13 protein-coding genes, 4 tRNA genes, 3 rRNA genes, 1 pseudogene and 1 riboswitch are annotated in these 19,479 nt (G+C 54.1%); of the genes and pseudogenes, 17 read left to right on the top strand and 4 right to left on the bottom strand.

The window, feature by feature from the left end:
- Window position 1 precedes the first annotated feature (1 nt).
- The 3 genes from argB to oxyR all read left to right on the top strand — a co-directional run bounded on the left by argB (window position 2) and on the right by oxyR (window position 3,480).
- Window positions 2–778, top strand: coding sequence for an acetylglutamate kinase (gene argB, locus L3069_RS21990; RefSeq protein WP_094948456.1), 777 nt, complete (start codon window positions 2–4; stop codon window positions 776–778).
- A 105-nt stretch (window positions 779–883) separates the two neighbouring features.
- Window positions 884–2,257: an argininosuccinate lyase gene (gene argH / locus L3069_RS21985; protein WP_023298888.1), complete on the top strand. Its 1,374-nt coding sequence runs from the start codon at window positions 884–886 to the stop codon at window positions 2,255–2,257.
- Between the two features lie 305 nt (window positions 2,258–2,562).
- Window positions 2,563–3,480, top strand: coding sequence for a DNA-binding transcriptional regulator OxyR (gene oxyR / locus L3069_RS21980; RefSeq protein ID WP_022649783.1), 918 nt, complete (start codon window positions 2,563–2,565; stop codon window positions 3,478–3,480).
- Here oxyR and sthA read toward each other — a convergent pair.
- Entirely contained in the window at window positions 3,463–4,863 is a 1,401-nt protein-coding gene (gene sthA, locus L3069_RS21975; RefSeq protein ID WP_003862057.1) for a Si-specific NAD(P)(+) transhydrogenase, read from the bottom strand. The two genes, oxyR and sthA, sit on opposite strands and share 18 nt — an antisense overlap.
- 196 nt (window positions 4,864–5,059) lie before the next feature.
- Here sthA and fabR point away from each other — a divergent pair, with 196 nt between their 5' ends.
- The gene (gene fabR, locus L3069_RS21970) at window positions 5,060–5,698 is read left to right on the top strand and encodes an HTH-type transcriptional repressor FabR (RefSeq protein WP_003862059.1); all 639 of its coding nucleotides are present in this window, start codon (window positions 5,060–5,062) and stop codon (window positions 5,696–5,698) included.
- 9 nt (window positions 5,699–5,707) lie between these two features.
- Entirely contained in the window at window positions 5,708–6,067 is a 360-nt protein-coding gene (locus tag L3069_RS21965) for a YijD family membrane protein (protein WP_017383113.1), read from the top strand.
- 90 nt (window positions 6,068–6,157) lie between these two features.
- Here the strand turns inward: L3069_RS21965 and trmA are convergent, their stop codons facing one another.
- Window positions 6,158–7,258: a tRNA (uridine(54)-C5)-methyltransferase TrmA gene (gene trmA / locus L3069_RS21960; protein WP_023298887.1), complete on the bottom strand. Its 1,101-nt coding sequence runs from the start codon at window positions 7,256–7,258 to the stop codon at window positions 6,158–6,160.
- A 104-nt stretch (window positions 7,259–7,362) separates the two neighbouring features.
- A riboswitch (cobalamin riboswitch) is annotated at window positions 7,363–7,539 on the top strand.
- A gap of 65 nt (window positions 7,540–7,604) precedes the next feature.
- On the opposite strand from trmA, the gene btuB reads away from it, so the two are divergent.
- The 9 genes from btuB to L3069_RS21915 all read left to right on the top strand — a co-directional run bounded on the left by btuB (window position 7,605) and on the right by L3069_RS21915 (window position 15,975).
- Window positions 7,605–9,452: a TonB-dependent vitamin B12 receptor BtuB gene (gene btuB / locus L3069_RS21955; RefSeq protein ID WP_023330102.1), complete on the top strand. Its 1,848-nt coding sequence runs from the start codon at window positions 7,605–7,607 to the stop codon at window positions 9,450–9,452.
- On the top strand, window positions 9,397–10,248 hold the full coding sequence (murI, locus tag L3069_RS21950) for a glutamate racemase (protein WP_023298885.1): 852 nt from the start codon (window positions 9,397–9,399) through the stop codon (window positions 10,246–10,248). The genes btuB and murI overlap by 56 nt, the downstream gene beginning before the upstream one ends.
- 386 nt (window positions 10,249–10,634) lie before the next feature.
- Window positions 10,635–12,176 (top strand): 16S ribosomal RNA (locus tag L3069_RS21945).
- Window positions 12,177–12,246: 70 nt separating this feature from the next.
- A tRNA-Ile gene (locus L3069_RS21940) sits at window positions 12,247–12,323 on the top strand.
- Between the two features lie 42 nt (window positions 12,324–12,365).
- Window positions 12,366–12,441, top strand: a tRNA-Ala gene (locus L3069_RS21935).
- A 180-nt stretch (window positions 12,442–12,621) separates the two neighbouring features.
- Window positions 12,622–15,527, top strand: a 23S ribosomal RNA gene (locus L3069_RS21930).
- A 71-nt stretch (window positions 15,528–15,598) separates the two neighbouring features.
- Window positions 15,599–15,714 (top strand): 5S ribosomal RNA (rrf, locus tag L3069_RS21925).
- Together the 16S, 23S and 5S rRNA genes with 4 tRNA genes alongside form the textbook arrangement of a ribosomal RNA operon.
- A gap of 55 nt (window positions 15,715–15,769) precedes the next feature.
- Window positions 15,770–15,846, top strand: a tRNA-Asp gene (locus L3069_RS21920).
- 53 nt (window positions 15,847–15,899) lie between these two features.
- Window positions 15,900–15,975, top strand: a tRNA-Trp gene (locus L3069_RS21915).
- 100 nt (window positions 15,976–16,075) lie between these two features.
- Here the strand turns inward: L3069_RS21915 and hdfR are convergent.
- The gene (gene hdfR, locus L3069_RS21910) at window positions 16,076–16,897 is read right to left on the bottom strand and encodes an HTH-type transcriptional regulator HdfR (protein ID WP_022649779.1); all 822 of its coding nucleotides are present in this window, start codon (window positions 16,895–16,897) and stop codon (window positions 16,076–16,078) included.
- Between the two features lie 118 nt (window positions 16,898–17,015).
- Here hdfR and L3069_RS21905 point away from each other — a divergent pair, with 118 nt between their 5' ends.
- Window positions 17,016–17,354: a DUF413 domain-containing protein gene (locus tag L3069_RS21905; RefSeq protein WP_006808641.1), complete on the top strand. Its 339-nt coding sequence runs from the start codon at window positions 17,016–17,018 to the stop codon at window positions 17,352–17,354.
- Window positions 17,355–17,381: 27 nt separating this feature from the next.
- Here the strand turns inward: L3069_RS21905 and L3069_RS21900 are convergent.
- Window positions 17,382–18,902: pseudogene (locus L3069_RS21900) on the bottom strand (YifB family Mg chelatase-like AAA ATPase).
- A 341-nt stretch (window positions 18,903–19,243) separates the two neighbouring features.
- On the opposite strand from L3069_RS21900, the gene ilvL reads away from it, so the two are divergent.
- Together ilvL and ilvX are read left to right on the top strand one after the other, a co-directional pair.
- Window positions 19,244–19,342 (top strand): ilv operon leader peptide, encoded by a 99-nt coding sequence (gene ilvL / locus L3069_RS21895; protein WP_001311244.1) that lies wholly within the window; start codon window positions 19,244–19,246, stop codon window positions 19,340–19,342.
- A gap of 86 nt (window positions 19,343–19,428) precedes the next feature.
- Window positions 19,429–19,479 (top strand): peptide IlvX, encoded by a 51-nt coding sequence (ilvX, locus tag L3069_RS21890; RefSeq protein ID WP_166792073.1) that lies wholly within the window; start codon window positions 19,429–19,431, stop codon window positions 19,477–19,479.

Genomic DNA, 19,479 nt, shown 5'->3' with positions numbered 1-19,479 from the left:
GATGATGAATCCATTAATTATCAAACTCGGTGGTGTACTGCTGGACAGCGAAGAAGCGCTGGAGCGCCTGTTTACCGCGCTGGTGAACTATCGTGAATCACATCAACGTCCGCTGGTGATTGTCCACGGCGGCGGCTGTGTGGTGGACGAGCTGATGAAAGGGCTCAACCTGCCGGTGATTAAGAAAAATGGCCTGCGCGTCACGCCTGCCGACCAGATTGACATTATTACTGGTGCGCTGGCGGGGACGGCGAACAAAACGCTGCTGGCGTGGGCGAAGAAGCACCACATCGCGTCCGTTGGCCTCTGTCTTGGCGATGGCGATAGCGTGAAAGTGACCCAGCTCGACGAAGCGCTTGGCCATGTTGGACTGGCGCAGCCAGGTTCGCCTAAGCTGATTAACACCCTGCTGGAAGGTGGTTTTCTGCCGGTGGTGAGCTCAATCGGCGTGACCGAAGAGGGCGAGCTGATGAACGTCAATGCGGACCAGGCGGCGACGGCGCTGGCGGCCACGCTGGGCGCAGACCTGATCCTGCTCTCCGACGTGAGCGGCATTCTGGACGGCAAAGGCCAGCGCATTGCGGAAATGACCGCCGCAAAAGCCGAACAGCTGATCGATCAGGGCATTATCACCGACGGCATGATCGTTAAGGTGAACGCGGCGCTGGATGCCGCGCGCACGCTGGGTCGTCCGGTGGATATCGCCTCCTGGCGTCACGCGGAGCAACTCCCGGCGCTGTTTAACGGTACGCCGATTGGTACGCGTATTCTGGCTTAAGATTCTGTGCCGGATGGCGCTTCACTTATCCGGCCTACGTGAATTTTGTAGGCCCGGTAAGCGCAGCGCCACCGGGCAAAAATATCATCATTAAGGAAATTCGTTATGGCACTTTGGGGTGGGCGTTTTACACAGGCAGCGGATCAGCGGTTCAAACAGTTCAACGACTCTTTGCGCTTCGACTACCGCCTGGCCGAACAGGATATTGTCGGCTCTGTGGCCTGGTCCAAAGCGCTGGTGACCGTGGGCGTGCTGACCGCAGAGGAACAGCAGCAGCTGGAAGAGGCGCTGAATAATCTGCTGGAAGAGGTGCGTCTGGATCCGCAGCAAATCCTCCAGAGCGATGCCGAAGATATTCACAGTTGGGTGGAAGGCAAACTGATCGACAAAGTCGGCCAGCTGGGTAAAAAGCTCCATACCGGGCGTAGCCGTAATGACCAGGTGGCGACCGACCTGAAGCTGTGGTGTAAAGAGACCGTCGGCGAACTGCTGGCGGCGAATCGTCAGCTGCAGAGCGCGCTGGTGGACACTGCGCAGAACAATCAGGATGCGGTGATGCCGGGTTATACCCACCTGCAACGCGCACAGCCGGTGACCTTTGCGCACTGGTGTCTGGCCTACGTTGAGATGCTGGCGCGTGATGAGAGCCGTTTACAGGATACCTTAACGCGTCTGGACGTCAGCCCGCTGGGCAGCGGCGCGCTGGCCGGTACGGCTTATGAAATCGACCGTGAGCAGCTGGCAGGCTGGCTGGGCTTTGCTTCCGCCACCCGCAACAGCCTGGACAGCGTCTCTGACCGTGACCACGTGCTGGAGCTGCTGTCGAATGCCTCTATCGGGATGGTGCACCTGTCGCGCTTTGCCGAAGACCTGATCTTCTTTAACTCTGGCGAAGCCGGGTTTGTGGAGCTGTCCGACCGCGTGACGTCCGGCTCCTCCCTGATGCCGCAAAAGAAAAACCCGGATGCGCTGGAGCTGATCCGCGGCAAATGTGGCCGCGTGCAGGGCGCGCTGACCGGCATGATGATGACCCTGAAAGGGCTGCCGCTGGCATACAACAAAGACATGCAGGAAGACAAAGAGGGGCTGTTCGACGCGCTCGACACCTGGCTGGACTGTCTGCATATGGGCGCGCTGGTGCTGGACGGCATTCAGGTGAAACGTCCGCGCTGCCAGGAAGCGGCGCAGCAGGGCTATGCTAACTCAACTGAGCTGGCGGACTACCTGGTGGCGAAAGGTGTACCGTTCCGCGAGGCGCACCATATTGTGGGTGAAGCGGTAGTGGAAGCGATTCGTCAGGGTAAAGCCCTTGAAGAGCTGGCGCTTGCCGACCTGCAAAAATTCAGTGCGGTTATTGGGGAGGATGTCTACCCGATTCTGGCCCTGCAATCCTGCCTGGATAAGCGTGCGGCGAAAGGTGGAGTCTCGCCGAAGCAGGTGGCGCAGGCGATTACGGACGCGAAAAACCGGTTGGTTTGATTTGTGCGGGCTGGTGCCCTCACCCCGGCCCTCTTCCACAGGGAGAGGGAGAAAAACGGAGCCTGGCTTAGTGCCGGGCTTTTTTATACGCAAAAAAAAGCGGACCACGGGGTCCGCAAAAGTTCACGTTGGCTTTAGTTTTTCGAGTTTTGAGAGAAACTCGCTGACGGTGCGGGGTCGTTTTGGGTCAAACACGTGCCGCCTCGTCTATGTGATGTATTATTCAACAGAATGCTTGATAGGGATAATCGTTCGTTGCTATGCTATCTATCGCCATGAACTATCGTGGCGACGGAGGATGAATAATGAATATTCGTGATCTTGAATACCTGGTAGCGTTAGCTGAGCATCGCCATTTTCGCCGCGCGGCAGACTCCTGCCATGTCAGCCAGCCAACGCTGAGCGGTCAGATCCGCAAGCTGGAAGATGAGCTGGGCGTGATGCTGCTGGAGCGCACCAGTCGTAAGGTACTGTTCACGCAGGCAGGTTTGCTGCTGGTGGATCAGGCGCGCACCGTACTGCGCGAGGTCAAAGTGCTCAAGGAAATGGCAAGCCAGCAGGGGGAGGCGATGTCCGGCCCGCTGCATATTGGCCTGATCCCAACCGTTGGCCCGTATCTGTTGCCGCAAATCATTCCGCTGCTGCACCAGACGTTCCCGAAACTCGAAATGTACCTACATGAAGCGCAAACCCATCAGCTGCTGGCGCAGTTAGACAGCGGCAAGCTCGACTGCGCGATCCTGGCGCTGGTCAAAGAGAGTGAAGCGTTTATTGAAGTACCGCTGTTCGATGAGCCGATGATGCTGGCGATCTATGAAGATCACCCGTGGGCGAACCGCGATCGCGTGCCGATGGCCGATCTGGCCGGAGAAAAGCTGCTGATGCTGGAAGACGGCCACTGTCTGCGCGATCAGGCGATGGGCTTCTGCTTCGAAGCGGGTGCAGATGAAGATACCCATTTCCGCGCAACCAGCCTGGAAACGCTGCGTAACATGGTCGCGGCGGGAAGTGGCATTACGCTGCTGCCTGCGCTGGCCGTGCCGCGCGAGCGTAAGCGTGATGGCGTGGTCTATCTGCCGTGTATTAAGCCAGAGCCGCGTCGCACGATCGGCCTGGTTTATCGTCCGGGTTCACCGCTGCGCAGCCGCTATGAGCAGCTGGCAGAGGCCATCCGTGGTGCAATGGATGGCCATTTCGACAACGCGTTAAAACAGGCGGTTTAAGCCGTTCAGCGCAGCTACCCGATAGGCTTCCGCCATGGTCGGGTAGTTAAAGGTGGTGTTAACGAAGTACTCGATGGTGTTGCCACCACCTTTTTGCTCCATGATCGCCTGGCCGATATGAATGATTTCCGCGGCACGTTCACCAAAGCAGTGAATACCGAGGATCTCTTTCGTCTCGCGATGGAACAGGATCTTCAGCGTACCCACGCTCATCCCCACAATTTGTGCGCGCGCCAGGTGTTTAAACTGGGCACGACCCACCTCGTAAGGCACCTTCATGGCCGTCAACTGCTGCTCGGTTTTGCCGACAGAACTGATTTCCGGGATGGTGTAGATGCCCGTCGGGATGTCCTCGATCAGATGCGCCGTCGCTTCACCTTTCACCAGCGCCTGTGCGGCGATGCGGCCCTGATCGTAAGCAGCGGAGGCCAGACTTGGGTAACCAATAACGTCGCCCACCGCGTAAACGTGCGGCAGCGCAGTCTGGTACATGCTGTTGACCTTGAGCTGACCGCGGCTGTCGGTTTCAAGCCCGATATTCTCCAGCTGCAATGAATCCGTGTTGCCGGTACGGCCGTTGGCGTACAGCAGGCAGTCCGCCTTCAGCTTCTTACCAGATTTCAGGTGCATGATCACACCGTCGTCGCAGCCTTCGATTTTCTCGTACTCTTCGTTGTGGCGAATCACCACGCCACTGTTCCAGAAGTGGTAGGAGAGGGAATCTGACATCTCCTGATCGAGGAACGCCAGCAGCCGGTCGCGGGTGTTGATCAAATCAACTTTGACCTCCATTCCCCGGAAAATCGACGCATATTCACAGCCAATCACGCCCGCGCCATAGATGATCACATGGCGTGGCTCGTGGTGCAGGCTGAGGATGGAGTCGCTGTCGTAAATACGTGGATGAGAGAAGTCCACGTCTGCCGGATGATATGGGCGCGATCCGCAGGCAATCACAAATTTTTCAGCGGTGAGCGTCTCAACCGAACCGTCGTGGCACTCCAGCGCCAGGGTGTGTTCATCCACAAAATGCGCGTTACCCTGCAGAATTTCACAGTGGTTGCGCTCATAGAAACCCTGACGCATGCGCGTCTGCTGGTTAATGACCGTGTCTGCGTGATTCAGGATATCGGCAAAGGAAGAACGAAGAAGTCGGGAGTGGTCGCTGTAAAGAGGGTTCTGGTTAAATTCGATAATGCGGCTAACGGCGTGGCGGAGGGCTTTCGAAGGGATGGTGCCCCAGTGGGTGCAACCGCCGCCGACATTATGGTAGCGCTCAATAACCGCTACTCTGGCTCCCTGTTTTACCAGACCCATAGCAGCACCTTCGCCGCCGGGGCCGGAACCAATAACTATTGCGTCGTAATCGTAGGAATGTGGCATGGCAAGGCTTACCTGTTCTTATACATAAAAGCAACAGAATCATAACATCATTGCCTGGGTAACCCAATTATCGTTGTGCTTTTTTCGGGCAGTGGAGCACAAACCGCGCGTAAACAATCATTCACAAAGCCAGGTAAACAGATTAATTTTATTCTCTGGTATAGTGCCAACGGGCCTTTGGAAGGATTCAACTATCGTGATGGGCGTAAGAGCACAACAAAAAGAGAAAACCCGGCGTTCGCTGGTGGAAGCCGCATTCAGTCAACTGAGTGCTGAGCGGAGTTTTGCCAGTTTAAGCCTGCGCGAAGTGGCGCGCGAGGCCGGGATTGCGCCAACGTCCTTCTATCGTCATTTCCGTGATGTGGATGAACTGGGTCTGACCATGGTCGACGAGAGCGGTTTGATGCTGCGCCAGCTTATGCGTCAGGCGCGTCAGCGTATTGCCAAAGGCGGCAGCGTGATCCGCACCTCCGTGTCGACATTTATGGAATTTATCGGCAATAACCCTAACGCGTTTCGCCTTTTGCTGCGCGAGCGCTCTGGCACGTCGGCGGCGTTTCGTGCCGCCGTCGCGCGTGAAATTCAGCATTTCATCGCGGAACTTGCAGACTATCTTGAACTCGAAAACCATATGCCGCGTGCGTTTACTGAAGCACAGGCCGAGGCGATGGTGACCATTGTTTTCAGTGCGGGTGCCGAAGCGCTGGATGTCAGCATTGAACAACGTAAGCAACTCGAAGAGCGACTGGTATTGCAGCTGCGGATGATTTCTAAAGGTGCGTACTACTGGTATCGCCGTGAACAAGAGAAGTTGGCACATCAAAACGATGAGTGAAGGTGAGTAATGAAACAGTCAGGTCAGGATAAAGGAACGCTGTTGCTGGCATTGATCGCTGGCTTATCCATTAACGGTACGTTTGCGGCGGTTTTCAGCTCAATTGTACCGTTCTCGATTTTCCCGATTATCGCGCTGGTGCTGACGGTGTATTGCCTGCATCAACGTTATCTGAACCGCACCATGCCGGTTGGGTTACCGGGGCTGGCCGCAGCCTGTTTTATTCTGGGTGTACTGTTGTACAGCACCGTGGTGCGTGCAGAGTATCCGGATATCGGTTCTAACTTCCTGCCTGCGGTGCTGTCTGTGGCGCTGGTGTTCTGGATTGGCTCGCGCATGCGTAGCCGCAAGAGCCAGTTACCAGAGTAAAGGGTTTTGTCATTGTAGGCCGGATAAGCGAAGCGCCATCCGGCTTTTTTGGCAGGTGGCGCTTCGCTTACCTGCCCTACAAGGCCCACATTACTTCGCCGTGAGCAGTACGCCGCACTCCATATGGTGCGTATATGGGAACTGATCGAACAGCGCCAGACGTTCAACCTTGTGCGTCTGGCTTAATGTTTCCAGATTCTTGCACAGCGTCTCCGGGTTACAGGAGATGTACAAAATACGCGGGTACGCCTGCACCATCTTCTCGGTTTCGCTGTCCAGGCCACTGCGCGGCGGATCGACAAAAATTGTCTCACACTGGTAGCTCTTCAAATCAATCCCTTGCAGGCGGTTAAACTCACGTACGCCGTTCATCGCCTGGGTAAACTCTTCTGCCGCCATACGAATGATCTGCACATTATCAATATGGTTAGCGGCGATGTTGTACTGCGCGGCGGCCACCGACGGTTTGGCGATTTCCGTCGCCAGCACGCGTTCGAAGTTACGCGCCAGCGCCAGCGAGAAGTTGCCGTTACCGCAGTAGAGCTCCAGCAGATCGCCCGTCGACCCTTCCGTCGCATTCAGCGCCCACTCCAGCATCTGCACGTTCATTGCCGCATTCGGCTGGGTGAAGCTGTTCTCCACCTGACGGTAAACCATCTCTTTTCCTGCCACCGGCAAACGCTCGTCGATGTAATCCTGGTCCAGCATGATTTTGGTTTTGGTCGCGCGGCCAATCAGGTGCACGTTGATGTTCTGCGCGCGCAGCGCATCGCGCAGGGCTTCTGCCTGCTCGCGCCACTCGTCGGTCAGCGCTTTGTGATAGAGCAGAGAGACAATGGCCTGATTGCTTTGGGTGGTCAGGTAGTCAATCTGGAACAGCTTGTTGCGCAGCACCGGATTAGTGCGCACACCGTCGATCATCAGCGTCATTAGCTGGTTGATAAGCTCACTCGCCGCCGGGAAACTGTCTACGCGAATCCGGGATTTCGTCTGCTGATCGAAAATGATGTGGTACAGGTCATCGCCATCGTGCCAGATGCGAAACTCAGCGCGCATACGGTAGTGGCTGACCGGAGAACGAAACACCTCGGGAACGGGCGCGTTGAAAGGCGTCATCATACTTTGCAGGCGGACAACTTTTTCTGCCAGCTGTGCGTCGTACTGTTCTGTCGGGAGGTGTTCGGGGGTCATGATGCGTCCTGAGTGATAAAGAATTACGCGGGGATTGTAGGGATTGTGCAGTGGATGTCCAGATTTAATGGCTAATAGCTATCTGGACATCTATACGTGTCTAATTGTAGCATTCTGTTTCCGGTCTCCTGAGAGTGAAAAGGGAATCCAGTGCAAATCTGGAGCTGACGCGCAGCGGTAAAGACTGGCGGGATGAGAGTTGTAGACACTGTGAAAACGGGAAGTCTTCATCCGTATAACGCCACCCAGCCCGAAGACCTGCCGGGATCACGTCGCATTTGGTTTCATCATCGCGTGCTATCGATGAGGCCTGCGGCATCCTTCTTATATTGTGGATGCTTTAACAATGATTAAAAAAGTATCGCTGTTGACGGCGTTTTCCGTCACGGCATTTTCGGGCTGGGCGCAGGAAAGCGCCGACTCGTTGGTGGTGACAGCAAACCGTTTCGAACAACCTGAAAAATCTGTTCTGGCTGCGACTTCTGTCGTGACGCGGGCCGATATCGACCGCTGGCAATCCACCACGGTTCTGGATGTCATGCGTCGCCTGCCTGGCGTAGATACGGCACAAAATGGCGGGATGGGGCAGCTCTCTTCTCTCTTTATACGCGGTACGAACTCCAGCCATGTCCTGATTCTCGTCGACGGGATCCGCCTTAACCAGGCGGGCGTCACGGGGTCGTCCGATCTCAGCCAGTTTCCGATCTCCCTGGTGCAGCGCATCGAATATCTTCGTGGACCGCGTTCGGCGGTGTACGGCTCGGATGCGATCGGTGGTGTAGTCAACATTATCACTACGCGTGCGAAGGATGGCACAACGCTGAATGCTGGCGTTGGGACACACGGCTTCCAGAATTATGGTGGCAGCACCCAGCAAACATTGGGTGAAAGTACGCGCGTTACGCTGGCGGGGGATTACACCTACACAAAAGGCTTTGACGTCGTTGCTGACGGTAATAACGGCGGCCTTGCCCAGACCGATCGCGACGGCTTTATGAATAAAACGCTCTACGGCGCACTGGAGCATGCTTTCTCTGAGCAATGGAGTGGTTTCGTTCGCGGCTATGGTTACAGCAACCGTACCGCCTATGACGGCTATTACAGTTCATTTACCCCTGATGTGCTGGTTGATACCCGCCAACTCTATAGCCAGACCTGGGATGCCGGATTGCGGTTTAACCGGGATGTTTTCCATTCACAGTTGCTCTCCAGCTACAGTCACAGCAAAGACTACAATTACGATCCGCACCTTGGACGCTATGACTCCACAGCAACCCTGGATGAAATCAAACAGTACAATGTTCAGTGGACCAACTCAGTTGACGTGGGACATGGCAACATCGGCGCGGGCGTTGACTGGCAGAAACAGAGCACCGAGCCGGGTACCAACTACGTAACCAACGCCTATGACCTGCGTAACACTGGCGTCTACCTGACTGGGTTGCAGCAGTTTGGAGATTTCACTCTGGAGGCGGCGGCCCGCAGCGATGACAACTCTCAGTTTGGTCGCCATGGTACCTGGCAAAGTAGCGCAGCCTGGGAGTTCGTTGACGGTTACCGCTTCATAGCCTCTTATGGCACGGCCTATAAAGCGCCGAATCTGGGTCAGCTCTATGGCTTCTACGGCAATACCCATCTTGATCCTGAAGAGAGCAAGCAGTGGGAAGGGGCGTTTGAAGGCCTGACGGCAGGCGTAAGCTGGCGCGTATCCGGCTATCGTAATGACGTTGATAATCTCATCGACTTCAACAATAACCTGCAGCAATATTACAACGTCGGCAAAGCACGCATTAAAGGTGTAGAAGCGACAGCGTCGTTTGATACGGGTCCGTTGACGCATACTGTGGGCTACGACTATGTGGATGCCCGCAATGCGGCAACCAATCAACTTCTGGACCGTCGTGCTAAACAGCAGGTGAAATATCAGCTTGATACGCAGATCTATGATGTTGACTGGAGCCTGACGTATCACTATCTCGGCACGCGCTACGACACCGACTTTGGAACCTATCCGTCAGAGAAAGTTAAAATGGGCGGCGTCAGCCTGTGGGACGTCGCGGTTTCATATCCTGTCACCTCACATCTCACAGTTCGTGGTAAAATAGCCAACCTGTTCGATAAAGATTACGAGACAGTTTATGGCTACCAAACTGCAGGACGGGAATACACCTTGTCTGGCAGCTACACCTTCTGATCCGCGTCCCACCGTGCTGGTGTTTGATTCCGGCGTCGGTGGGCTTTCGGTCTATGATGAGATTCGGCAGCTCCTGCCGGATCTCCATTACATCTACGCCTTCGATAACGTCGCGTTCCCGTATGGGGAAAAGAGTGAAGACTTTATCGTTGAGCGTGTGATTGAAATCGTCACTGCGGTACAAAAGCGCTATCCCCTGGCGCTGGCGGTTATTGCCTGTAATACGGCAAGCACGGTCTCTCTTCCTGCCCTGCGCGAAAAATTCCCGTTCCCGGTTGTGGGCGTTGTCCCGGCAATCAAACCTGCGGCGCGTCTGACGGCGAACGGTATCGTGGGGTTGCTGGCGACACGCGGTACGGTAAAACGTCCTTATACGCGTGAGCTTATTGAGCGCTTTGCCAATGAATGCCAGATCGCCATGCTCGGCTCCGCGGAGCTGGTGGAAATGGCGGAAGCGAAACTGCACGGCGAGACGGTATCGCTTGAAGAGCTGCGTCGCATTCTGCGTCCATGGCTGCGGATGCAGGAACCACCGGATACGGTTGTTCTCGGCTGCACCCATTTCCCGCTATTACAGGAAGAGCTGTTAAAGGTTTTGCCTGAAGGGACCCGGCTGGTGGATTCCGGTGCTGCGATTGCGCGTCGGACGGCCTGGCTACTGGAGCACGAGGCGCCGGATGCGAAATCAGCGGATGCGAACATCGCTTTCTGTATGGCGATAACAAAAGAAACCGAACAGCTTTTGCCCGTTTTACGTCGTTATGGCTTCGAAACGCTCGAAAAACTGGCGCTGTAGCACGGTTTTGAGCAAAAAAGAGACGGTTGAACGTTTTTTTTCAAAGAGGGGTTGTCAACGTCTGAGAACTCCCTATAATGCGCCTCCACTGACACGGAACAACGGCTTACAAGCCGCCGGGACAGCGGGGTTCAGAGATGAACGCCAACAGAGAAAAGTGAAAATAATTGCTTGACTCTGAATGAGGAAAACGTAATATACGGGACCTCGCAACGATGAGCTGAAAGCCGCGTTGCAACTGCTCTTTAACAATTTATCAGACAATCTGTGTGGGCACTCAAAGTGACATGGATTCTTAATGTCCTCGGACACTAAATGAATACCAAGTCTCAACGAGTGAACACGTAATTCATTACGAAGTTTAATTCATTGAGCATCAAACTTTTAAATTGAAGAGTTTGATCATGGCTCAGATTGAACGCTGGCGGCAGGCCTAACACATGCAAGTCGAACGGTAACAGGAAGCAGCTTGCTGCTTCGCTGACGAGTGGCGGACGGGTGAGTAATGTCTGGGAAACTGCCTGATGGAGGGGGATAACTACTGGAAACGGTAGCTAATACCGCATAACGTCGCAAGACCAAAGAGGGGGACCTTCGGGCCTCTTGCCATCGGATGTGCCCAGATGGGATTAGCTAGTAGGTGGGGTAACGGCTCACCTAGGCGACGATCCCTAGCTGGTCTGAGAGGATGACCAGCCACACTGGAACTGAGACACGGTCCAGACTCCTACGGGAGGCAGCAGTGGGGAATATTGCACAATGGGCGCAAGCCTGATGCAGCCATGCCGCGTGTATGAAGAAGGCCTTCGGGTTGTAAAGTACTTTCAGCGGGGAGGAAGGCGACAGGGTTAATAACCCTGTCGATTGACGTTACCCGCAGAAGAAGCACCGGCTAACTCCGTGCCAGCAGCCGCGGTAATACGGAGGGTGCAAGCGTTAATCGGAATTACTGGGCGTAAAGCGCACGCAGGCGGTCTGTCAAGTCGGATGTGAAATCCCCGGGCTCAACCTGGGAACTGCATTCGAAACTGGCAGGCTAGAGTCTTGTAGAGGGGGGTAGAATTCCAGGTGTAGCGGTGAAATGCGTAGAGATCTGGAGGAATACCGGTGGCGAAGGCGGCCCCCTGGACAAAGACTGACGCTCAGGTGCGAAAGCGTGGGGAGCAAACAGGATTAGATACCCTGGTAGTCCACGCCGTAAACGATGTCGACTTGGAGGTTGTGCCCTTGAGGCGTGGCTTCCGGAGCTAACGCGTTAAGTCGACCGCCTGGGGAGTACGGCCGCAAGGTTAAAACTCAAATGAATTGACGGGGGCCCGCACAAGCGGTGGAGCATGTGGTTTAATTCGATGCAACGCGAAGAACCTTACCTACTCTTGACATCCAGAGAACTTAGCAGAGATGCTTTGGTGCCTTCGGGAACTCTGAGACAGGTGCTGCATGGCTGTCGTCAGCTCGTGTTGTGAAATGTTGGGTTAAGTCCCGCAACGAGCGCAACCCTTATCCTTTGTTGCCAGCGGTCCGGCCGGGAACTCAAAGGAGACTGCCAGTGATAAACTGGAGGAAGGTGGGGATGACGTCAAGTCATCATGGCCCTTACGAGTAGGGCTACACACGTGCTACAATGGCGCATACAAAGAGAAGCGACCTCGCGAGAGCAAGCGGACCTCATAAAGTGCGTCGTAGTCCGGATTGGAGTCTGCAACTCGACTCCATGAAGTCGGAATCGCTAGTAATCGTGGATCAGAATGCCACGGTGAATACGTTCCCGGGCCTTGTACACACCGCCCGTCACACCATGGGAGTGGGTTGCAAAAGAAGTAGGTAGCTTAACCTTCGGGAGGGCGCTTACCACTTTGTGATTCATGACTGGGGTGAAGTCGTAACAAGGTAACCGTAGGGGAACCTGCGGTTGGATCACCTCCTTACCTTAAAGAACCTGCCTTTGCAGTGCTCACACAGATTGTCTGATGAAAAACAGCAGTAAAAAATCTCTGCAGGCTTGTAGCTCAGGTGGTTAGAGCGCACCCCTGATAAGGGTGAGGTCGGTGGTTCAAGTCCACTCAGGCCTACCAAACTCCTTTTAAAGGATGAGCGGTACAGAGATTACAAACGATGGGGCTATAGCTCAGCTGGGAGAGCGCCTGCCTTGCACGCAGGAGGTCTGCGGTTCGATCCCGCATAGCTCCACCATCCTTTACTGCGAACACAAGAAAACTTCAGAGTGAACCTGAAAAGGTGCACTGCGAAGTTTTGCTCTTTAAAAATCTGGATCAAGCTGAAAATTGAAACGACACACAGCTCATGTGTGTTCGAGTCTCTCAAATTTTCGCAAGTCGATGGTGAATCGAAAGAAACATCTTCGGGTTGTGAGGTTAAGCGACTAAGCGTACACGGTGGATGCCCTGGCAGTCAGAGGCGATGAAGGACGTGCTAATCTGCGAAAAGCGCCGGCGAGGTGATATGAACCTTTGACCCGGCGATGTCCGAATGGGGAAACCCAGTGCAATTCGTTGCACTATCGTTAACTGAATACATAGGTTAACGAGGCGAACCGGGGGAACTGAAACATCTAAGTACCCCGAGGAAAAGAAATCAACCGAGATTCCCCCAGTAGCGGCGAGCGAACGGGGAGCAGCCCGGAGTCTGAATCAGCTTGTGTGTTAGTGGAACGGTCTGGAAAGTCCGACGGTACAGGGTGATAGTCCCGTACACGAAAGCACACTTGCTGTGAACTCGAAGAGTAGGGCGGGACACGTGGTATCCTGTCTGAATATGGGGGGACCATCCTCCAAGGCTAAATACTCCTGACTGACCGATAGTGAACCAGTACCGTGAGGGAAAGGCGAAAAGAACCCCGGCGAGGGGAGTGAAAAAGAACCTGAAACCGTGTACGTACAAGCAGTGGGAGCCTCTTTATGGGGTGACTGCGTACCTTTTGTATAATGGGTCAGCGACTTATATTCTGTAGCAAGGTTAACCGTATAGGGGAGCCGAAGGGAAACCGAGTCTTAACTGGGCGTTAAGTTGCAGGGTATAGACCCGAAACCCGGTGATCTAGCCATGGGCAGGTTGAAGGTTGGGTAACACTAACTGGAGGACCGAACCGACTAATGTTGAAAAATTAGCGGATGACCTGTGGCTGGGGGTGAAAGGCCAATCAAACCGGGAGATAGCTGGTTCTCCCCGAAAGCTATTTAGGTAGCGCCTCGTGAACTCATCTTCGGGGGTAGAGCACTGTTTCGGCTAGGGGGCCATCCCGGCTTACCAACCCGATGCAAACTACGAATACCGAAGAATGTTATCACGGGAGACACACGGCGGGTGCTAACGTCCGTCGTGAAGAGGGAAACAACCCAGACCGCCAGCTAAGGTCCCAAAGTCATGGTTAAGTGGGAAACGATGTGGGAAGGCACAGACAGCCAGGATGTTGGCTTAGAAGCAGCCATCATTTAAAGAAAGCGTAATAGCTCACTGGTCGAGTCGGCCTGCGCGGAAGATGTAACGGGGCTAAACCATGCACCGAAGCTGCGGCAGCGACGCTTAGGCGTTGTTGGGTAGGGGAGCGTTCTGTAAGCCGTTGAAGGTGTCCTGTGAGGGGTGCTGGAGGTATCAGAAGTGCGAATGCTGACATAAGTAACGATAAAGCGGGTGAAAAGCCCGCTCGCCGGAAGACCAAGGGTTCCTGTCCAACGTTAATCGGGGCAGGGTGAGTCGACCCCTAAGGCGAGGCCGAAAGGCGTAGTCGATGGGAAACAGGTTAATATTCCTGTACTTGGTGTTACTGCGAAGGGGGGACGGAGAAGGCTATGTCAGCCGGGCGACGGTTGTCCCGGTTTAAGCATGTAGGCGGAGGTTCCAGGTAAATCCGGTACCTTATTAACGCTGAGGTGTGATGACGAGGCACTACGGTGCTGAAGTGATAAATGCCCTGCTTCCAGGAAAAGCCTCTAAGCATCAGGTAACACGAAATCGTACCCCAAACCGACACAGGTGGTCAGGTAGAGAATACCAAGGCGCTTGAGAGAACTCGGGTGAAGGAACTAGGCAAAATGGTGCCGTAACTTCGGGAGAAGGCACGCTGATATGTAGGTGAAGCCCCTGCGGGCGGAGCTGAAATCAGTCGAAGATACCAGCTGGCTGCAACTGTTTATTAAAAACACAGCACTGTGCAAACACGAAAGTGGACGTATACGGTGTGACGCCTGCCCGGTGCCGGAAGGTTAATTGATGGGGTTAGCGGCAACGCGAAGCTCTTGATCGAAGCCCCGGTAAACGGCGGCCGTAACTATAACGGTCCTAAGGTAGCGAAATTCCTTGTCGGGTAAGTTCCGACCTGCACGAATGGCGTAATGATGGCCAGGCTGTCTCCACCCGAGACTCAGTGAAATTGAACTCGCTGTGAAGATGCAGTGTACCCGCGGCAAGACGGAAAGACCCCGTGAACCTTTACTATAGCTTGACACTGAACACTGGTCCTTGATGTGTAGGATAGGTGGGAGGCTTTGAAGCGTGGACGCCAGTCTGCGTGGAGCCAACCTTGAAATACCACCCTTTAATGGCTGGTGTTCTAACGTAGACCCGTAATCCGGGTTGCGGACAGTGTCTGGTGGGTAGTTTGACTGGGGCGGTCTCCTCCCAAAGAGTAACGGAGGAGCACGAAGGTTGGCTAATCCTGGTCGGACATCAGGAGGTTAGTGCAATGGCATAAGCCAGCTTGACTGCGAGCGTGACGGCGCGAGCAGGTGCGAAAGCAGGTCATAGTGATCCGGTGGTTCTGAATGGAAGGGCCATCGCTCAACGGATAAAAGGTACTCCGGGGATAACAGGCTGATACCGCCCAAGAGTTCATATCGACGGCGGTGTTTGGCACCTCGATGTCGGCTCATCACATCCTGGGGCTGAAGTAGGTCCCAAGGGTATGGCTGTTCGCCATTTAAAGTGGTACGCGAGCTGGGTTTAGAACGTCGTGAGACAGTTCGGTCCCTATCTGCCGTGGGCGCTGGAGAATTGAGGGGGGCTGCTCCTAGTACGAGAGGACCGGAGTGGACGCATCACTGGTGTTCGGGTTGTCATGCCAATGGCACTGCCCGGTAGCTAAATGCGGAAGAGATAAGTGCTGAAAGCATCTAAGCACGAAACTTGCCCCGAGATGAGTTCTCCCTGAGACCTTGAGTCTCCTGAAGGAACGTTGAAGACGACGACGTTGATAGGTCGGGTGTGTAAGCGCAGCGATGCGTTGAGCTAACCGATACTAATGAACCGTGAGGCTTAACCTTACAACGCCGAAGCTGTTTTGGCGAAGAGAGACAGACACGATTTTCAGCCTGATACAGATTAACAGAATTTGCCTGGCGGCTTTAGCGCGGTGGTCCCACCTGACCCCATGCCGAACTCAGAAGTGAAACGCCGTAGCGCCGATGGTAGTGTGGGGTCTCCCCATGTGAGAGTAGGGAACTGCCAGGCATCAAATTAAGTAGTAAGCCGGTGAATTAATCCGGTGGTTACAGAAGTATTCGGTGGAGCGGTAGTTCAGTCGGTTAGAATACCTGCCTGTCACGCAGGGGGTCGCGGGTTCGAGTCCCGTCCGTTCCGCCACTTATTAAGACATTAAGCCTGCCCAAAGGGCAGGCTTAATGGCAAAAAAATTTAGGGGCGTAGCTCAGTTGGTAGAGCACCGGTCTCCAAAACCGGGTGTCGCGAGTTCGAGTCTCTCCGCCCCTGCCATATAGAATCCTTTGCTTCGGCAAAGGATTTTTTTTTGCCTGTAAAACGGCTCAACACCTTCCTGAAGAATAAGCAGCCTGCGTTTCCGCAGGCTTTTGCGTTAATCCAGTATGCTGGTTTTTAACAGATCTTTTATCTGCGACTGCTTATCGCTGTTTTGCAGCCAAATGGCATACAGCGGCCTGGAGAGCGTTGTTGAATCGGTGACAACATGGAGTGCAGGTTTATTATCCGCCCAGCGAACAGGTAACCATGTACAGCCTTTCAGTGTGGGAAGATGCTGGCATGCGATCTCCGCAGAGCTTGTCGTGAGTTGCGGGATATCATCGCTGGCAATTAACCCCGTCTCGTGCTGCTGAAAATCAGGCCCCCATTCCAGGCGTAAATAATTCAGGTCGGCCTTCATCATTGCAGGCTCGGATGCATAGAGCGCCAGGCTAAACTGTCCAACAATCTGGCTGCTAAATTCATCCATCTTGGGGGCTTCTGTGGTGATCAGCAGATCAAGCTGCCGCTCGTGGAGTTGCTTAACCAGCGACTGGCGTTGCGCAATCCTCGCCTCAAATTGCAGATGATTGTGTGTGCGATATAGCCGCATAAGCCACTGGCTGAGCATGCATTCCCATAGTGAAGCGCTGGCACCGATCGAGAATTCATTATGCCGGGATGTGTGCGCAACCTCCTTTCGCGCTGCCTGCCAGGTATTCATCAGGGTTTCTGCATAAGGCAATAGCTTTTCACCGGCCGGGGTTAAACGAATATTGTTGCGATGGCGGGTAAAAAGGTTCACACCCAGTTGATTTTCCAGCTGTCGAATACGAAAACTGACTGCTGACTGCGTCAGGTAGAGGGCTTCAGCTGCTCGCCCAAAGTGTCGCGTTCTGCTCACTTCGAGGAAAGTTTTTAGCAATTCCGTATCCACATCTTTCTCCACAAAATTATTTGTCGTTATGATTTAAATGTTTTGTTTTACACTCTGTCAAGCGTAACTAATACTCCGCGCCATAAATAGCTCGGCCAAAGAATTAGGAGCGTGTAGGATGGCGGAAAGCTTTACGACGACTAATCGTTTTTTCGATAATAAACATTATCCGCGCGGGTTCTCTCGTCACGGCGATTTCACTATCAAAGAAGCTCAACTTCTTGAGCGCCATGGTTATGCCTTTAACGAGCTGGATCTGGGTAAGCGCGAACCGGCAACCGAAGATGAAAAACAGTTTGTCTCTGTTTGTCGTGGTGAGCGTGAGCCGCAGTCTGATGCAGAACGTGTATGGATCAAGTATATGGCTCGCATTAAGCGTCCTAAGCGTTTCCATACGCTGTCTGGCGGCAAGCCGCAGATGGAAGGTGCAGAAGACTACACCGAGTCTGACGATTAAGAAGAGAAGGGGCTACGGCCCCTTTTTTTATGCCAGCATTTTTTGCAGATGCAACAGCAGCCGATCGATCGCACGGTAGCTTAATGCCTCCTGCAAATGTCGCCTCTCTATTCCGGGGCAGCCCTCCACGTCAGCGACCGTGCGCGCAACTTTCAACAAACGCTGCCACGCGCGAATGGATAACCCAAACCGCGTCAGTGTCTCTTCCAGCCAGCCTGCATCTTCGGCGTTGAGAGAGCAAAACTGTCGGATCCCGCTGTTATCCAGCCGGGCATTCAGCCTGTTCTGACGAGCATACTGCCGCGCCTGAGCCGCAATAACCCGTTCTCGCACCACTGCTGAGCTTTCGCCTTTGATACCGGTTTGCCTCAGCAGACCGGGCGGTGGCAGGGGGATCTCGAGAGATAAATCAAAACGGTCGAGGAAGGGGCCGGACAGCTTACTCAGATAGCGCAGCGTCTGCTCCGGCGTACAGCGGTTATGGTTGCCCTGATAATGGCCCGTTGGGCTAGGGTTCATCGCGGCGACCAGCTGAAACTGCGCAGGGTAGCTTATTTTGGCGCGTGTACGAGACAGATGGATTTCGCCGGATTCAATCGGCTCCCGCAACGCATCCAGCACGCGGCGTTCAAACTCTGGCAATTCATCCAGGAACAGAATGCCGTTGTGTGCCAGTGAGATTTCACCCGGTCCGGGAATTGAGCCCCCGCCCACCATCGCGGTTAGAGACGCACTGTGGTGTGGCGAGCGGAAAGGACGGCGGCGCCACTGTTTATGCAGCGATATTGAACTGACCAGGCTAAATATCGCGGCGCTTTCCAGCGCTTCGTGATTATTGAGGGGGGGCAGCAGGCCGCTCAACCTGCTCGCCAGCATCGTTTTCCCCGTGCCTGGCGGACCTATCAGTAGCAGGTTATGCCCACCCGCGGCCGTTATTTCTAACGCCCGCTTACCCTGTTCCTGACCCATAATATCGCTGAGGTCATCGGGTGAATCTGCCACTACCTCCTCATTCTCCTGCGGCTCGGCAAGCTCATGTCGGCCTTCCAGCTAGGCGCAAACCTCCTGCAAATGTCCCGCGACAAGACACCCCTTTTCGGCGATAAGGCTGACTTCAGAGGCATTTTCATTGGCCACAATGATTTGCCTTCCCGCGCGTATGGCTTCAAGCGCACCCGAGATTGCTCCGGGAACGCCTCTTAACGCGCCTGTAAGCGCTAATTCACCCACGAACTCGCACGAGCTTAACCCTGGCGTATTGAGCTGTTCAGAAGCCGCGAGAAGCGCTATAGCAATAGGTAAATCATATCGCCCTCCCTCCTTTGGCAAATCGGCGGGCGCAAGGTTGATGGTGATCTTCTTCGCCGGAAAAGCATAACCGCTATTAATAATTGCGCTGCGCACGCGATCCCTGGCCTCCTTAACGGTCGTTTCGGGTAAGCCGACCAGCGTCAGTCCGGGCAGTCCATTACTTAAATGAACCTCTACAGAAATAAGCGGTGCCTTCACGCCGATGGCCGCGCGTGTATAAACAACTGACAGTGACATAAGCCCCTCCTTGGCGGTAACTATGCCAGCATCATTTTTTCCTGTTTAGCGCTAATTCACTGAATTACGGCGCTCGTTCCAGCCTTTTAGCGCCTAAATGTAATCATTACATGTCGGTGGAATCGGCCTCGCAGAAAAGAAATCATGCGCGCCTTGCCTGATGAAACAGGACAAAAAAATGAAAAATCTTCATTTCTATTTTTTCCCTATATAAAACAACGATTTTGAAAGAAATAGTTCGCCTGCTACAGAAATGGGTCATAAAAAAATCTTGTGTCAGATGAAATATCTGTGGTAACTCTTTAGGTATTCCTTCGAACAAGATGCAAAAAGAACTGAAAATGACAGCCCTTCTACGAGTGATTAGCCTGGTCGTGATTAGCGTGGTGGTGATTATTATCCCACCGTGCGGGGCTGCACTTGGACGAGGAAAGGCTTAGAAATCAAGCCTTAACGAACTAAGACCCCCGCACCGAAAGGTCCGGGGGTTTTTTTATGACTAAAAAACTTAAATGAGGAGCAGAGAATGACGACTAGCACAAAATTCTGTTTCTCCAGATTTATGACGGGGAACTAA

The organism is Enterobacter cloacae complex sp. ECL411 (assembly GCF_021869665.1).
Lineage (GTDB): Bacteria > Pseudomonadota > Gammaproteobacteria > Enterobacterales > Enterobacteriaceae > Enterobacter > Enterobacter intestinihominis.
Note: the sequence above shows the minus strand (reverse complement) of the source record. Positions and strands in the feature narration are given on the sequence as shown.

Excerpts from the sequence above, each read along its gene's own strand:
- argB (WP_094948456.1), top strand. The coding sequence starts at position 2 with ATGATGAATCCATTAATTATCAAACTCGGTGGTGTACTGCTGGACAGC.
- argH (WP_023298888.1), top strand. The coding sequence starts at position 884 with ATGGCACTTTGGGGTGGGCGTTTTACACAGGCAGCGGATCAGCGGTTC.
- oxyR (WP_022649783.1), top strand. The coding sequence starts at position 2,563 with ATGAATATTCGTGATCTTGAATACCTGGTAGCGTTAGCTGAGCATCGC.
- sthA (WP_003862057.1), bottom strand. The coding sequence starts at position 4,863 with ATGCCACATTCCTACGATTACGACGCAATAGTTATTGGTTCCGGCCCC.
- L3069_RS21965 (WP_017383113.1), top strand. The coding sequence starts at position 5,708 with ATGAAACAGTCAGGTCAGGATAAAGGAACGCTGTTGCTGGCATTGATC.
- trmA (WP_023298887.1), bottom strand. The coding sequence starts at position 7,258 with ATGACCCCCGAACACCTCCCGACAGAACAGTACGACGCACAGCTGGCA.
- btuB (WP_023330102.1), top strand. The coding sequence starts at position 7,605 with ATGATTAAAAAAGTATCGCTGTTGACGGCGTTTTCCGTCACGGCATTT.
- murI (WP_023298885.1), top strand. The coding sequence starts at position 9,397 with ATGGCTACCAAACTGCAGGACGGGAATACACCTTGTCTGGCAGCTACA.
- L3069_RS21905 (WP_006808641.1), top strand. The coding sequence starts at position 17,016 with ATGGCGGAAAGCTTTACGACGACTAATCGTTTTTTCGATAATAAACAT.
- ilvL (WP_001311244.1), top strand. The coding sequence starts at position 19,244 with ATGACAGCCCTTCTACGAGTGATTAGCCTGGTCGTGATTAGCGTGGTG.